The sequence below is a fragment of the [Clostridium] aminophilum genome, assembly GCF_900101295.1.
Classification (GTDB): Bacteria; Bacillota; Clostridia; order Lachnospirales; family Lachnospiraceae; genus Clostridium_R; species Clostridium_R aminophilum_A.
Map to the genome: position 1 here is coordinate 1 of NZ_FOIL01000057.1, position 15,520 is coordinate 15,520.

Below are 15,520 nucleotides of genomic sequence, written 5' to 3' on the forward strand. Positions count from 1 at the left end.
TACACCATCAGCCGGGCTCTTTGGAGCCCGGCTGAATTCTTTTTACAGGAAAAGGGCCGACGCACTAACTTGAGTTAGTGCGCCAGCCCCTTTTTATGCGGCAGAGGAGATCCTTGAACCCAGGTTCAAGGTCTCCTCGACGCATGGCGGCATCGTCGGTCGGTTCGACGGGAAAAAGGTCCACCGGACCTTTTTCTGAATCCGCCTCACCCCATCTTCTGCGGGGAAGAATTGTTGAACCCAGGTTCAAGGTCTCCTCGCCGCATAGCGGCATCGTCGGTCGGATCGGCGGGAAAAAGGTCCAACAAAAGGTTATCAAAGTGATGAGAAAGCGGCGTATAATAGAACCAGAAGTCAAATGAATACCTGATGGAAGAAAAAACCGTGCTATGCTGCGGAAGAAAAAAGAGGAATCGAAATGAGCTCATATTTCGGAATAGGGATTGTCGGTATAATGATATTTGCCTTTTTGGCTTTTGAAGTTCTGAAACATTCAGAGAACAGCGTTTCGGATATCAGTGCTGTCTCGGCAGAAAGAAGTGCTGCAGCGGACAGCAGAGCTGCAGAGGCAGAAAGCAGTGCCGCTGCGGACAGCAGAGCTGCAGTGGCAGAAAGCAGTGCCGCATCGGACGTCAGTGCTGTCTTGGCGGACAGCAGAGTCAACTCGGCTGAAAAAATCGATGAGACGGAGGGATTTTCCATCCGGGAGATCTCAGACGACTTGTTTGACAGGATGAGAGCCGGGAATACATATAAAAAAGAATGTATTGTTCCGCGGGAGGATCTTCGATATCTTGTGGTCCTGCACAAAGATAAGGAGGGAAATACTCATCGGGGAGAAATGGTGGTGCATAAACGGATCGCGGAAGATATTCTGGAGATTTTCAAGAAGCTTTATGACGCAGATTATCCCATCGAACGCATGACGCTTCCGGATAACTACATGGCTGACGATGAGACGATGATGCGCGATAACAATTCGTCCTGTTTTAACTTTCGGTTTATCTCACATACGAAAAAAATCTCGAAACATGGACTGGGAATGGCTGTCGATATCAACCCGTTATATAATCCCTACCACAAAACCGTGAAGAATGCGGATGGTACGACAGAAGAGGTGACAGAGCCGGCAACCGGAATGGATTATCTGGACCGAACAAGGGATTTTGATTACAAGATAAACAAAAATGATCTGTGCTGTAAGCTCTTTATCGAAAAAGGGTTTGAGTGGGGCGGAAACTGGTCGGACCGGAAGGACTACCAGCATTTTGAGCTTCCGACGGCAATCACTGAAAAATATGCGGAAGCTTATACGAAGGAATAGAGGTTTGATTTGATGTTTTGGGACAGGATTTCACCAATATATGATCTGTTTGAAAATCTGTATAACCGTAAAGTTTATACCGGAACCGGAAAGAAGGTCGCGGAACTGATCGAACCGTCAGACGAAGTTCTCGAATGCGCCTGCGGAACCGGCGCGATCAGCATTTATGCTGCGCAGAAGTGCAGAAAACTCATTGCGACAGACTTTGCCCCAGGGATGCTTCGACAGGCCGCAAAGAAATGCCGAAAATACCCCAATGTCACCTTCCGGAAAGCAGATATTACCCATATCAGGTGTCGGGATGGCCGGTTTGACAAGGCGGTTGCAGGCAATGTGATTCATCTGCTCCCGGAACCGGAGAAGGCCTTACAGGAACTGGTGCGTGTGGTGAAACCGGGAGGAAAGATCATTATCCCGACGTATATCAATTTGACGAAAGGTTCCGCAAGCGCTGCGGTAAAGTTCATTGCCCTGCTCGGTGCGGATTTCAGGAGGCAGTTTGACTTGAATTCCTACAAATGCTTCTTTGAAGAAATGGGATACACCGGAGCAGAGTATTATGTGGTGGAGGGGCGAATGCCCTGTGCCATTGCGGTTATTACGAAAACGATGTAGGACGGTAGGGCGGCATAAAAAAAGGTATTGACTTAGAGCTGACTCCAAGGTGTATAGTGCAAATATCAGAGGCGTCAATGATCGTGAGAGATGCAGTAAAAACGCAGTGAAAAACAGAAATAAAAACAGCGAAAATACAGGATAGAGGGCCTGAAGTCATGACAATTAAAGAAGTATGCGAGAAATATCATCTTTCCCCGGATACGCTCAGATATTATGAACGCGTAGGGGTTATCCCGGAGGTACATCGTACTGCGGCGGGTATCCGGAATTATCAGGAAGAGGATATCGGATGGGTTGAAAATGCGGTCTGTATGCGCGATGCGGGCGTTCCGGTGGAAATGCTGATCGAGTATGTAAGACTGTTTCAGCTTGGCGACGGAACCATTGAGGCAAGAGCGAATCTTTTAAAAGAGGCCAGAGAAAGGATTCTGGATGCAAAGAAGAAATATGACACTGCTCTGGAAAAACTCAATTATAAGATCGGCCGTTATGAAATTGCACAGAAAACAGGTAAGCTGACCTGGGAATAAGGAGGAATTCAATATGTTAGGTAATTTCAGCTATCGCAACGCAACAACATTATATTTTGGAGATGATTCCTTAAAATATCTCAATGAGGAACTTCCGAAATATGGAAAGAATGTTCTGCTGATTTACGGAGGCGGTTCTGTCAAGAAGAACGGTATCTATGACGCCGTCATTGAGATCCTAAAATCAAATGGCAAAAACATTATTGAAGATGCCGGTGTAATGCCGAATCCGACGGTAGAAAAGCTTCGTGAAGGAGTGAAGCTTGCGAAGGAGAATCAGGTCGATCTTCTCCTGGCGCTTGGCGGCGGTTCATGCTGCGATTACGCGAAAGCAGTGTCGGTATCGGTCTGCTGCGACGAAGATCCATGGGAGAAGTATTTCATTCGTTTTGAGGAGCCGACCTGTGAAATCGTTCCGGTTGGATGCATCCTTACGATGGCGGGCACCGGTTCTGAAATGAATGCCGGATCGGTTATTACCAACCATGAGACGCATCAGAAAATCGGACATGTCTTTGGGGAAGCGGTCATGCCGAAGTTTTCCATCCTGAATCCGAAGTTTACCATGAGTCTTCCAAAGAGACAGATGGTAGCGGGCATCTATGACATTTTCAATCATATCTGCGAGCAGTATTTCTCGGGAGAAGATGACAACACCAGTGATTATATCGCAGAGGCGCTGATGAAGTCGGTTATTCATTCCTCTCTGATTGCCATCGAAAACCCGGAAGATTATGAGGCGAGATCCAATATCATGTGGACGGCGACATGGGCGCTGAACACGCTTATTTCCAGAGGAAAGAGAACCGACTGGATGGTGCATATGCTGGGACAGTCTGCGGGTGGATTCACGGATGCTACCCATGGCATGACGCTCGCTGCGGTATCTTTACCGTATTACCGGTTCATTATGCCATACGGACTTCCGAAATTTAAGAGATTTGCAACAGAGGTTTGGGGCATTCAGGCAGACGGAAAGTCGGATGAAGAAGTTGCCATGGCGGGACTTTCGGCAATGGAAGACTGGATGAAAAAGATCGGGGTTGCCATGAGCCTTTCGGAACTTGGCGCCACAGAGGACATGATTGAAGGGATTGCAGACGGAACCTTTATCCTTGAAGGCGGATATAAGGTTTTAACCAGAGATGAAGTGGTAAAGATTCTCAGAGAGAGTCTGTAAAGATGAGTTTCATTATATTGCTCTGACAAAAATGTTCAGGAGCGTCAATACCTGTTTAGAGAGAAGGAGGCACACTATGAAAATTGCGGTTTTTAACGGAAGCCCGAGGAAAGTCAATACCTTTGCACTGGTTGAGGCCTTTTGTGAGGGAGCGAAAGAAGCCGGTCATGAAGTGGATGTGTATCATGTCGGACAGATGAAAATTGCAGGCTGCCTTGGCTGTGAGTACTGTCATACAAAGGGGAACGGCGTCTGTATTCAGAAGGATGATCTCGAGAAGATCCTTCCGGCATACAAAGAAGCCGATATGATCGTATTTGCTTCTCCGATTTACTATTTCACGATGACGGCGCAGATGGAAGCTGCGATTCAGAGAGTTTACTGTATTGGAAAGCCTTTAAAGGCGAAGAAGGCAGCACTTCTTCTTTCATCGGGATCGGAAGGAGTGTATGATGCAGCGATCGCTCAGTTTAAGGCTTACATGGGATATGCGGGAATCGAAGCTGCCGGAGTCATCACTGCGAATGGGGACGAGAACCAGTCCGAAGCAAAGCTGAAAGAAATCCGAGAGTTCGCGAAAGCACTTTGACACAAAGCTTCTGTGACACAGGGGCCTGCCGTTTTGCTGCGGCGGCCCTTGGTTTTTTTTGGGTCAATCATTTTTTCTATGTGATAGCTCGGCCGTTGACCCTGCGGCGTAGTATATCGACAGTTGCATAAAAAAGGATCTTCCTGAGGAAGAGCGAGTTTGTACCTGTGGATAGAGGATGCACATAAACTCACATCCTGATATTTATAGGCTCCATCCGAATCCTCATGTGTTCACCAAGGTCGTTACCCCCGGCCCGATGGGAAGACCCAAGGACATCCATACCACCAGGAAAATGACCCACATTACCAGAAGGATCATTCCGATCGGGAAGAGATTTGAGACAAACGTTCCTATCTTCAGCTTGGGATCAAACATATCCTGTGATGCCTTCAGCGTTACCCACAGGTATGGCATAACCGGGGTGAAGCAGTTGGTGGTTGAATCTCCGATCCTGTAAAAGAGCTGTGTCATGGCAGGGTGATACCTGCCGGCCAGCAGCATCATGGGAATGAAGACCGGCGCAAAGATCGACCATTTTGCAGAAGACGAAGTAATAAATATATTTATTAAGGCACTGAACAGAATGAAACTGACGATCATTCCGAAGCCGGTAAATCCACTGGCTTTAAGAGCATTTGCTCCATTGATGGCAAGAAGTTGATCTATGTTGGTCCATGAAAACAGCTTCTGGAACTGAGCGGTAAAAAAGCAAAAGACCAAATATCCGCTCATCCTGCCCATGACCTTGACCATAGCCCTGTATATGTCATCAAGCCCTTTAAATGTACCGGCCGAAAGTCCGTAAACAATACCCGGGACGCTGAAAAAGAAAACAAGGATAGTGATCAGATTCTTCAGAAGATAGGAACCTATAAAGGCTCTTGTATCGACATTTTCCTTTCCGACTACAATTCCGAGAGGACCCCATACTGTTGCGCAGACTACTATTATAAGAAATAGCAGAATGGAAATACCGGCCCGGGAAAGGGCTTTTCTTTCCTGCGGTGTAACCTCATCTTCCGTGTTGAGCAAAAGCCCCTGTGCAGGAACATATTCACCTAATCTTTTATTGATGAAGTGATTGCACATAAAGCCTATCAAAAAAGTACAGAAGATGGTGGATGCAGCCATGAAATACCAATTACATGTGACATCCACATTAAGAACTCCCTCTCCGAAAAAATCATCAACAACATTTTGAGAAATCCCCTGTAAAAGCGCATCTGTACCGGAAATCATAATGTTGGCGGAAAAACCCGACTGAGTGGCGACATAAGCGCATAAAACTCCTGCAACCGGATGAAGTCCCGCAGATAAGAAGAGAAGCCCCGCCAATGGCGGAAGCACTATGGCTGAAGTATCGGAAGCAATATTGCCGAGGATACCTATGAAAGCCACAAGATAGGGAAGAAACCGTTGAGAGGTATGCTTCATTTTGGCATTCAGGAAAACCTTGATGAGTCCTGACTCCTCACAGAAACCTACGGCTACGGTCATCACAAGTACAAGGCCCAGAGGCGGGAAGGACGTAAAATTGGTGATCATATTTGCAAGAAACCAGTACAGGCCTTCTCTTGAAAAGAAATTTTTCACATGGACCTCCGCCATGTTGGCCGGATTGATGACCGTCACATTAAAAACGTTGAAAATCAGCGACAACACAGCAGTTATTATGAATAACCACATGAACAGGATCGCCGGCTGCGGCAGCTTGTCACAGAATTTCTCAATACGCAATAGTATGTTTTCAAGTTTTGATGATTTGGTTTTCAAATGTGAATCCTCTCTATGCATAAATTTGATCGTTGCTAATAGATCCTGTTGGAATTCTTAATACTTCTCCTGAGTATCTTAAATTCAACCTTTTTGCTCCCCCGTAAGAACCGGTACCATGCAGTATCACCATTCCCTTTCCGGGCTTTGTATTTTTTTTCATACCGATGATCTCATAGCTTCCTTCCGGTGCATCGGTCTCGATATCCGTTATCTGAGGCTCTATCGGTTCGCCTATAAATAGAACTCTTTGCTGATACTGAATTTCTCGTTCTTTAAAAGTTTATTCACAACACGATATTAATAGCTGCTCCTTTTTGAGGTTCATTTATGTATATTTTAATTTTACCATATATCAGGGATTTGTGTTATACAAAAGCCAGCAGGTAAGTGAGACCTCGCTGGCTTCGCATAGGATGATGGGAAAAGAAGTATTGAATTTTGCAATATACTTTAAAAAGTTTAGGAGTCTTTTTTATTGAGTTTTGCCATCATATCTTACTCTTGAAGATCATGGATATGAGCCGGAAGGAGTATGTCAGGAATCAGCCATCACATAAAATTTGTGATTGAGCCGAAAAAAATGCCACCTCCGCGGTGGCAGCGAAGAGCGGCGATTCATGCTATATTTCAAGATGGAAAGAGTATCATTCTCATAAATATCAGCAGAACGAACGAAAGGACAGAGTAGATTCCGCAGAAGAGAAGAATTCCAAAAATCCGAAGATACGGATTTCGGCTTCGGCATGGCGGAAAGAACTTTTGAACACCGAGATAATTGTAACCAATAAAAATGTCGCCGAGTGCAATCAGAAGAAATCCGATCCGTACGAGCCACAGCGCGGCACCGAACGTATTCCTCACATCAAATGAGAGACAAAGCGCGAAGACGACCGCATATGTCGGGATCGCAATGGCCATTTTTCCCGGAGTCATGGTTCGGAAACCGGGCGGGAGAAAGGCCGTTACCGAGGCGGATTCCGGACGGAGGTCTGCTTCCTTGTCCATCAGCTTCCGGAGTGCGTTTTGGAGGTCCCGGACGGAACGATAGCGTTTTTTCGGATCCATTTGGGTGCATTTGGAGATGACCGCATCAAAAGAAGAATCACGGTCTGAAAGGGAATTTACCATCTCACGGAGAACGATACCGATGGAATAAATGTCGGTTTGCGGAGAGGATTCTCCAAAACCGTACTGTTCCGGAGCGGCATACCCCTGTGTCCCCAAAAGAACGGTATCGGAAGAACGGTTTTGCTCCACCGAGCGGTATTTCGCGGCGTTAAAGTCCAAAAGGAACACATTGTCATAACTCGTTATGATAATATTTGACGGTTTGATATCGCGATGGACCATGGGCGGCTTATGGGAATGGAGCTTCTCCAGAATTCCGCAGAGATCGGTGAGATAGCGGACGATGCTATGAGGGGAAAGACGGCGAGACTCGATCATTTCGCGAAGTGTTGTGCCGGAAACATACTCTTCAATGAGAATAAGGGTGCCGTCGTCCTCAAAATACTCGATGATCTCCGGAATGCCGGTAATATGGTGTTCCTTTAAATATTTGTATACATCAATGGAATAGACGTCCAGAGTTTTCTTTACATAGATCTTTCCGGTTTCCTGATGCCGGACCAGATCGATCTTGTGAGATTCATTGATTGCGGCGATGGTTTTGTAGTAGGACACGGACAGACGCTGGTTCAGATCCACGGCTTTACCCATCCTTTCATTCGTTGATTCATAACGCTATTTTAACACGCAAGGAGGCATATATGCAGGAAAAAGATACCGGTGAACTGGAAAAGGTTCTGAAGAACACGCATCTTTCCGATTACCAGGCCTATGTGAGGGATAACAGCGACAGTATGCTGTCGGATGCAAATTCCTTTTATGTGATGATCAAGGACAGGATTGCAGCTAAAAAAATGACGCTCCAGCGTGTTTTTCTCAATGCGGATATTTCGGAGCGTTATGGATATAAGCTGCTCTCCGGGCAGAAGCACACCCAGCAAAGGGATGTCATTTTGAGGATCTGCTATGCGGCGGAACTGTCACTGACCGAAACACAGCGAGCATTGAAAAAATATGAAATGCCGGAATTATACGCCAAGGATCCGAGGGACGCGCTTCTCATGATCGCGTTTAACGAACGCCCTGGAAGCATCATTGATGTCAACACTATGCTCAAAGAGAACGGATTCGAGCCTCTTCGGAACAGCGGAGCCCAAAACTGAACATTAGTTTCCCACCGCGGCGGGGGCAACAGAGAAACGGAAGACAGACTATAATACAGAAAAAGACGGAATGGCCAACGTTTTTGGAGAAGACATGCAGAGGTCGCGGAATAATACAGCTGCCCCATGGATGTAAGATGTCAAAGAGGAGGAAATGGTAAATGAAAAAGCGTAAGAAGTGGCTGGTCCCGGTATTAGGTCTGGTTTTGGCGGGGGTGATTCTGGCAAACGGCGGATCGTCGAAAAAGAAATCCGTCGTGTCGTCAGACGGCAAAACGGAAACCGTAGACAGTACGGCTGCAAACCCGGAGGAGGGTTCGGATTCCGGCGAGAATACAAAAACGCCGGAGAAGGTTACGATTGAAGAACAGGTTCTGGTGGATCACGAAGGCGTCAAAATCACTGCCCTGGGATATGAAACAGACGAGATCTGGGGTGATGGTGTAAAACTTCTGATTGAGAATCATTCGGATAAAAAGATCATGGTGGGGTGCTCAGCACTGATCGTGAATGACTGCATGATCTCGGACCTGTTTGCATGCGAAGTCGCGCCGGGAAAGAAGGCGAATGAAACCATGCATCTTTCCAGCAAGGAACTGAAGGCTGCAGGAATCGATACCGTCGGGCAGATCGAAATCTATTTCCATATCTATGAGTCGGATAACATTTCCAACCGATATAATCCGGATTGTGTGACGATCAAAACGTCGGCATATGATCAGATGGATACCACGATCGATGCGGCGGGCACAGAACTCTACAATGAAAATGGCATCCGGATCGTCGGTAAGACCGTGGATGAGAACAGCTTCTGGGGGAAATCCATTCTGGTATACTGTGAGAACACATCCGGCAAGAATGTGACCATTCATGTAGATGATCTCTCCATCAACGGCTTTATGATGAAACCGTATTTTTCGACTACGGTATATAACGGAAAAAAATCGCTCGATGACATCACACTCATGAAGTCCGATCTGGAAAAGAACAATATCACGGAGATTCAGGATGTTGAGCTGAAGTTCCGCATTACCGACGCGGATTCTTACAAGACCATTGCCGAGTCAAAACCAATTACGTTTCAGGCACAGTGATTTGTATAAAAACAGATCTGTAAGATGAGAGACAAAAAGTTTGAAAGTAAACTTTTAAACTTTGACTGACGGCTCAAACAGATAAACAGGCTTGTCTGTTTGAGCCTGGAGGACAAAATTATGAAGATATGGAAGTTAGTGTCCGGAATATTGAGCTGCGTATTTTTTTCCCTGGTGACGTTTCAGTCCTGCGCCGCAAGTATTGCCGATCAAATGGATGAGGAAGGCGGTGTGTCCGGTGCCGCCGGGTTTGTTGTGGCATTTCTGATGCTGTCCGGAGGTATCGTATCGATTGCAACCAGAAATTCCAAAGGGAAAGGCGCAGCAATCTCGCTGATTGTGATTTTTGGGGTTGCAGCTCTGATGGGATTCCTGTGTCATGGAAAGTTTTCGGACCTTGCAATCTGGTCCGGATGGTGCCTGATCAATGCCATTTTCGCGGTGATGGATCTTTCCGGAAACAAGAAGAGAATTCAGAAAGAGTCAGCGGAAAAGAATACAACAAATGAATAGGACAAATGAATAAGAGAAGGATGAATGCGAGTCTGTACGTAATAGAGTTTGGGATAGGCAGCAAAACTCCACGGAAAACGGGGACGGGGTCTGATGATCTCGTCCCCGTTGACTTTCGTGTGAGCATTCTCGTTTGGGAGTGAGCATACATCACGTCCATCACTATGGAAAGAATGCGAAAGAGGATAGTATATAGTATGGAAATTGCGGCGCAGGCATCGCGGTGAAGGAAAAGAGGGGGTATAATGGAGAGGTACGACCATCTGCAATATTGTGATTTGGGCGATGGATAAGCGAAACATAAAATGAGATGTCTTGAGAAAAAAATGATCACCACAGGAGACGGTATTGATTTACGACAATGTCACGAAGGCAGTATTTGTAAAGCGTCCCAACCGCTTCATTGCAGAGGTGGATATAAACGGGCATAGGGAAACGGTGCACGTTAAGAACACGGGGCGCTGCAAGGAACTTCTGATTCCCGGATGTGAGGTATGGCTGACGGCCCCCGGAACGCCGGGGCGAAAAACAAAATATGACCTGATAGCGGTTCGAAAAGACACCGGGATGCTGTTCAACATAGACAGTCAGGCTCCGAACAAGGTAGTGAAAGAGTGGCTGCTATCGCAGGATTATGATATGGTTGTGCCGGAGTATACTTATGGGGATTCCCGCATCGACTTTTACATGGAGCGAAGGGCTGAAAAGTATCTGATGGAAGTAAAAGGATGCACGCTGGAAAGAGACGGCATCGGCTTCTTTCCGGATGCGCCGACAGAGCGCGGGGTAAAACATATCCGTGAACTGATAAAGGCCCGGGAAGACGGATATCATTCGATCCTTGCGTTCGTAATCCAGATGGATGGGGTTTCCGAGGTGAGAGCAAATGTCAATACCCATCCGGAGTTTGGAGAGGCACTGGAAGAAGCAAAAAATGCAGGCGTAGAGATCTGGTTTTTCAAATGCCACGTGGAACCGGATTCTCTCACCGCTGTGTTGAGAAGACTTTGAGAAGATTTTGAGAAGAAGGCAGGATTTATCTCAAAGGAACTCAAAAGAATGGCCGCCGGCGTCATTGACCCGGTTTTTTTTTAGAGTTAAAATTAAAGAAATGACAACAAGATATTGATATATTATTCAGCTCCAACAGGAAGTTACAACGATTCGATTGATTTTCATGTGTGTAGTCAAAAACGTACCGGTAGCATTAAAGAGGGGTTGCATTTGAGAAAAAAACTTTGTTTGATCATATCAATATTAGCGGCTATATTTGTGTTTATCGGTGCCCAGAGGCCCCATTACTTTCCGTTTGCGCGCTCGATCGAACTTGACCAGAGCAATGTGCTGGACGTGGCGGAGTATGAGAACGGGATGACCGCAATCTGGGACAAACAGCTTCTTTTTGCAACGCATGATCGGGAACTGATCAATGTTTTTTCTACGGATATCAACGGTGTGCAGAGCGAGCCCCGCGCGGTTGCTTCCGACGGGGAAAATGTCTATGCAATTGTTGGAGAGATTTACAACGATTACAATTTTTATATCAACGAAAAGCTTCTGAAATACTCTTCCTCGGGCAGATATCTCGGTGAACTGTATATACAGAATTATGATGAGAATCAGTGTATTAATTCCAATCAGCTCAAGGATGTTGTGGTTCGTGACGGATACGCATATATCACACAGATCCAGGATCGGGATGTCCGGCTGATCCGGGTCAGCGCGGATCCGGTCAATGAAGATTCCGAAACAGAAAACACGGTGATGGCATCGTTTACGGCTCCTGAGACAATTCAGGCAGGGGAGTATCGTATCGATGAGAACCGGATTGAAATCTACAATCGCTTTGGCGAAGTCTATTATTATGATATGTCTGAGCATGAGCTCAGCTTTCATCCTGACATAATTCACACCCAATTTCACAATCAAAGCTGGAGTGCGTCGATCACATTTTCCGCGTTTACCAGAATTATGGATATCCTGTATTATCTGGGCGCTGTCATTCTTGTGATTACCGTTCTGTATGCTGTTTTCCGGATTGTTTCCGCCGGTTATCTGATCCGCTATAGGACCGTGATCGCGTTTATTGTGCTCTTTTTATCTGTCGTGGCTTATTATACCGGCATGACGCTGAAAGACTTTGATGAAGAGCACCGGCTGAGAACCATATCTGCTGCTGAATCCGTCACGGCGGGGTTCCGGTATTTTGCCATGGATGAGCTCGGCGTTCTTGGCGGCAAAGAGCCGGAAGATTTCAAGACAAAGGAGCTGAGAGACAGGACGGAGTGGATTGGCCCTTACCTTCAGGAAGTCTGCAGGGCAAACGGAAAAGAGATGGGAATGTATGCCCAGATCTATGCATTTGATAAGGACGGAGAAGCCTATCTTATTGCAGATTCCTATAATGAGAATATTCTCGGGACGCGGTACACCGATCTGTCGATTTCAGCTGAGGACAGCCCCGGTTCATCGCACAGGATGGGATATACGATCGAGAAAGAAGTGGACGGAGTCTATGTTTTTTTCCATGCCCCGATTTATGATAAGGATGATAACATCATCGGATTTCTGGAAATGGGAAGCGAATACGGCAAGCTCCGATATGACAGAATCCGCAGCGTCATCGGAGCGGCAATGCAGCTGGTTTCTTTCGTTGTATTTGCTGTCATGCTTCTCGATGTGATCCGAAAGTACTCCAGGGAACTGATGGAGTATGCGGCCATCCGGAAAAGTCAGCCCAGAGAGGCAAAATACTGCCTGAGCAATACCTATGATTTTCTGGTGACCGGGCTGGTATACATGGACGGTATGATGATGGTCATGGCGGTTTCCAGTATAAGCGCGAATTCGGATATCGACATGGCTCTCCTGTTCGCGATTCCCTTTACTGCATACCGCATCGGTTCATGGCTGGGGTCCGTCATCACATCAATGCTTCTCGGCCGTTTTGGAGAGAGACGGATGGGAGTCGCCTCAGCGATCATCAGCGCCGCTTCTTTTGCCGGCATGGTTTTTTCTATCGGCCGGGGAAATATTTATCTCTTTGCGGCATGTAAGTTCCTGGAAGGCATTTTCCTTGAAAGTGTTCTGTATGCGCTGGCAGAAGGAATCCCCTATGAGATCGAGGACATGGATCGCAGAAATAAAAAGATTGCGGAGAGTCAGAGCGCCACAGAGGCTGCGACCCTGATCTTCACGATGATCGCGGGTCTTGTTGCATCTTCCCTCGGTTTTTCCTGGATGTACGGTATCGGGGTGGTTGTCTGCGTATTGCTGATTCCCTTCAGCTTTGTCATCTTCGAAGACGAGGAGGAGGATGAAGAGGTCAAAACGCTGCAGGTCTGGAAGGCTTTTGCCCGGCCGCATGCTTTGATCTATATCATTCTGATGGTACTCACTATTTCATTTGCCACCAGCTATGATGAGTATCTGTTCCCGCTGATCTCGGAAAATGCAGGACTTACCGAGATCGAAATGACCAGCATCGGTGTATTCTCTGTTACGATCACTTATTTCGCCGAGAGCATCGTGGAGATATTTAACAAATGGCATCCGCTGAAAGCCATGATCACCGCGCTGTCGGTCTGCGGCATTGCAATCATGCTTCTGATTCTGAACACGAATATTGTGTTTGCCACGATCGTTCTCTTTATCGTCTGCGTCATGATCCGTGTCGTTGAAGTGCACCGGATCAGCTGGCTGATTGGCCTGACAGCCAACGACGGCGTGGAAGGAAAAGATGTTCTGGAGAATTATTTTGCTCTGGAAGACGGGTTTAAGGTTCTTCACGGACCGGTCTTAGGACCGCTGTTCACCGTCTCGTCATCTGTCGCAGCCGGTTTCCTCGGGCTCCTGTGTCTGGTATCACCAAGAGTGTACGGAATGATTGCTGAAAAAATGAAAACAAATAACTTAAATGAGGAGGACAACTAATATGACGTCAAAAATTATGTTCCTTGGTTTGGGAGTAGTGCCGCAGTCGTTGATCGACATACTCCTGAAGGAAAAAGTGTTTGATCCGGATGATATGATCGTGATCGATAAAAACGAGAAAATGCTTGATTTTTTCAGATCCCGGGGTGGAAAGGAAGAGAACATTCACCGAATGATCATCAACCACGATAATTATCAGGAAATCTTTCATCACTTAAATCGCGGGGACTTTTTATTGGATCTCGCGAATGAACTGGATGATTTCGTTCTGACCGAGGAATGTACCAAACGGGGTATTCATTTCATTACCACTTCGGACGGCTGGTTTCCGGTCAATAATCAGGCGAATCTGGACTATGAAGAACATCTTCAGGAGACACTGAAACTGGCCCGTAAGAATCCGAAGACCCCTACAACCGTGCTGAATTTCGGAGTAAACTCCGGTGTGATCAACGTTTTGACCAAAAAAGCCCTTTGCGATATCGTGGAGGAGGATGATACTCCTTTTGTCGCGGAAAACCGTGAACATTTGAAAAAACTGATCAAAGAAGACCAATTTGCCCAGCTGGCCCGGGAACTTCGGGTGACGTATTTGATTGAGTCCGATTATGACACAACAGAGACCAATATTACCGAGCCCGCGCCAAATACGGTTTATTCCACCTGGAATGCAGTGGATTTCTATAATGAAATGGATGACAGGGCATCCATGATCGTGGGAACGGAAGTGAAATTATCCGAGGCGCTGAGAAGAATGGGGGCGGATGTGGATCAGATTTACGGTTTTGATCCGGACAGCAGATTGCTGCAGCTCAATTTTTCGGGCAAGTTTTCCAAAGTAAAAGCGGTCATCAATGATCAGATTATTGAGGGATGCGCCGATGATCACGAAGAACTCCACTCCATGCGTGAATACTTCTCTGTATGGGATGAAGATGGAGAACTGGAGTATGCCCCGTCTGCAATGTTTGTCTATCTTCCCTGCGAAACTGCGGTTAAAACCGTTCGGACAGAGAACGTCGATCACTACCATGTGATCGCTCTGGATGAGATCGTTTCCGGCGGTGAGGCTATTGGAATGCTGGTTGAGGGGAAAAACTTCAAAAGCAGATATGTTGGAACCGAAGCAAATCTTGAGGATGGATGTATCGGAACCCCGGTCGCATACCTTGTGGCGGTTTCCATCTTTGCCGCGCTGAAGTACATCTTCAAACATCCGAATGAGGGAATCCTTTATCCGGAGCAGCTGGACACCGATGAAGTGATCTCCTATATTGCACCGTATCTTCCGGTGATTTCCGGGGAATGCCGGCTTCTTGAACCGGACAAAAAGTAAACGTAAACGAACTCTGCTGTCAAAGAAGGATCAAGGGATGGATCAGGCCCTTGATCCTTTTTCATTTCATAGCTTCCTGTAACATTTAAAGTGTGAATTTGTAGAAACAGAAAGATACCTCAGTTAAACTGTAATTGCTGACCCTGCATAGTTGGCAATAAACAGAACAAAAGAGGTATCTACAGATGAATTTTACACAAAACAAGAAAATCAGGCAAGTAACAGAAAAGACAATGGTAGTTGGTATTGATGTTGGTAGTGAAAAGCATTATTTTAGAGCTTTTGATTGGAGGGGGATTGAGCTTACAAAAAAACCTTTTTGCTTTGGAAATTCAATAGAGGGATTTAGAACTTTTTATAATGAAATCGGATTATTGATGGATAGATTTCATT

General features: G+C 46.3%; 13 protein-coding genes and 1 pseudogene. 12 read left to right on the forward strand and 2 right to left on the reverse strand.

Annotated features, from left to right (window positions below):
- Positions 1–469 precede the first annotated feature (469 nt).
- From BMW41_RS12005 to BMW41_RS12025, 5 genes are all read left to right on the forward strand, one after another.
- A complete protein-coding gene (locus tag BMW41_RS12005) occupies positions 470–1,324 on the forward strand; it encodes a M15 family metallopeptidase (RefSeq protein ID WP_242870352.1) in 855 nt (284 codons plus the stop codon).
- Between the two features lie 12 nt (positions 1,325–1,336).
- On the forward strand, positions 1,337–1,939 hold the full coding sequence (locus tag BMW41_RS12010; RefSeq protein WP_074650294.1) for a class I SAM-dependent methyltransferase: 603 nt from the start codon (positions 1,337–1,339) through the stop codon (positions 1,937–1,939).
- Between the two features lie 158 nt (positions 1,940–2,097).
- Positions 2,098–2,472 carry a MerR family transcriptional regulator gene (locus BMW41_RS12015; RefSeq protein WP_031473780.1) on the forward strand — a complete coding sequence of 125 codons (375 nt, stop codon included), beginning with the start codon at positions 2,098–2,100 and terminating at the stop codon, positions 2,470–2,472.
- Between the two features lie 13 nt (positions 2,473–2,485).
- Complete coding sequence (locus BMW41_RS12020) at positions 2,486–3,652, forward strand: iron-containing alcohol dehydrogenase (RefSeq protein ID WP_074650295.1); 1,167 nt, start codon at positions 2,486–2,488, stop codon at positions 3,650–3,652.
- Positions 3,653–3,728: 76 nt separating this feature from the next.
- Complete coding sequence (locus BMW41_RS12025) at positions 3,729–4,241, forward strand: flavodoxin family protein (RefSeq protein ID WP_074650296.1); 513 nt, start codon at positions 3,729–3,731, stop codon at positions 4,239–4,241.
- Between the two features lie 225 nt (positions 4,242–4,466).
- Here the strand turns inward: BMW41_RS12025 and BMW41_RS12030 are convergent, their stop codons facing one another.
- The gene (locus tag BMW41_RS12030) at positions 4,467–6,017 is read right to left on the reverse strand and encodes an AbgT family transporter (RefSeq protein WP_207646891.1); all 1,551 of its coding nucleotides are present in this window, start codon (positions 6,015–6,017) and stop codon (positions 4,467–4,469) included.
- 630 nt (positions 6,018–6,647) lie between these two features.
- Entirely contained in the window at positions 6,648–7,727 is a 1,080-nt protein-coding gene (locus tag BMW41_RS12035; protein WP_207646892.1) for a serine/threonine protein kinase, read from the reverse strand.
- A gap of 62 nt (positions 7,728–7,789) precedes the next feature.
- Between BMW41_RS12035 and BMW41_RS12040 the strand changes: the two genes are divergently transcribed.
- The 7 genes and pseudogenes from BMW41_RS12040 to BMW41_RS12070 all read left to right on the forward strand — a co-directional run.
- Positions 7,790–8,251, forward strand: a complete 462-nt coding sequence (locus tag BMW41_RS12040) for a hypothetical protein (RefSeq protein WP_074650299.1) — start codon at positions 7,790–7,792, stop codon at positions 8,249–8,251.
- Between the two features lie 161 nt (positions 8,252–8,412).
- Positions 8,413–9,345: a hypothetical protein gene (locus BMW41_RS12045; protein WP_074650300.1), complete on the forward strand. Its 933-nt coding sequence runs from the start codon at positions 8,413–8,415 to the stop codon at positions 9,343–9,345.
- 120 nt (positions 9,346–9,465) lie between these two features.
- Positions 9,466–9,858 (forward strand): hypothetical protein, encoded by a 393-nt coding sequence (locus BMW41_RS12050; RefSeq protein WP_074650301.1) that lies wholly within the window; start codon positions 9,466–9,468, stop codon positions 9,856–9,858.
- A gap of 348 nt (positions 9,859–10,206) precedes the next feature.
- Complete coding sequence (gene sfsA, locus BMW41_RS12055; protein WP_074650302.1) at positions 10,207–10,869, forward strand: DNA/RNA nuclease SfsA; 663 nt, start codon at positions 10,207–10,209, stop codon at positions 10,867–10,869.
- Between the two features lie 231 nt (positions 10,870–11,100).
- Positions 11,101–13,791, forward strand: a complete 2,691-nt coding sequence (locus BMW41_RS12060) for an MFS transporter (protein WP_177171238.1) — start codon at positions 11,101–11,103, stop codon at positions 13,789–13,791.
- Position 13,792: 1 nt separating this feature from the next.
- Positions 13,793–15,127 (forward strand): saccharopine dehydrogenase NADP-binding domain-containing protein, encoded by a 1,335-nt coding sequence (locus BMW41_RS12065; protein WP_074650304.1) that lies wholly within the window; start codon positions 13,793–13,795, stop codon positions 15,125–15,127.
- Between the two features lie 185 nt (positions 15,128–15,312).
- Positions 15,313–15,520, forward strand: a pseudogene (locus BMW41_RS12070) (IS110 family transposase); the annotation flags it as partial.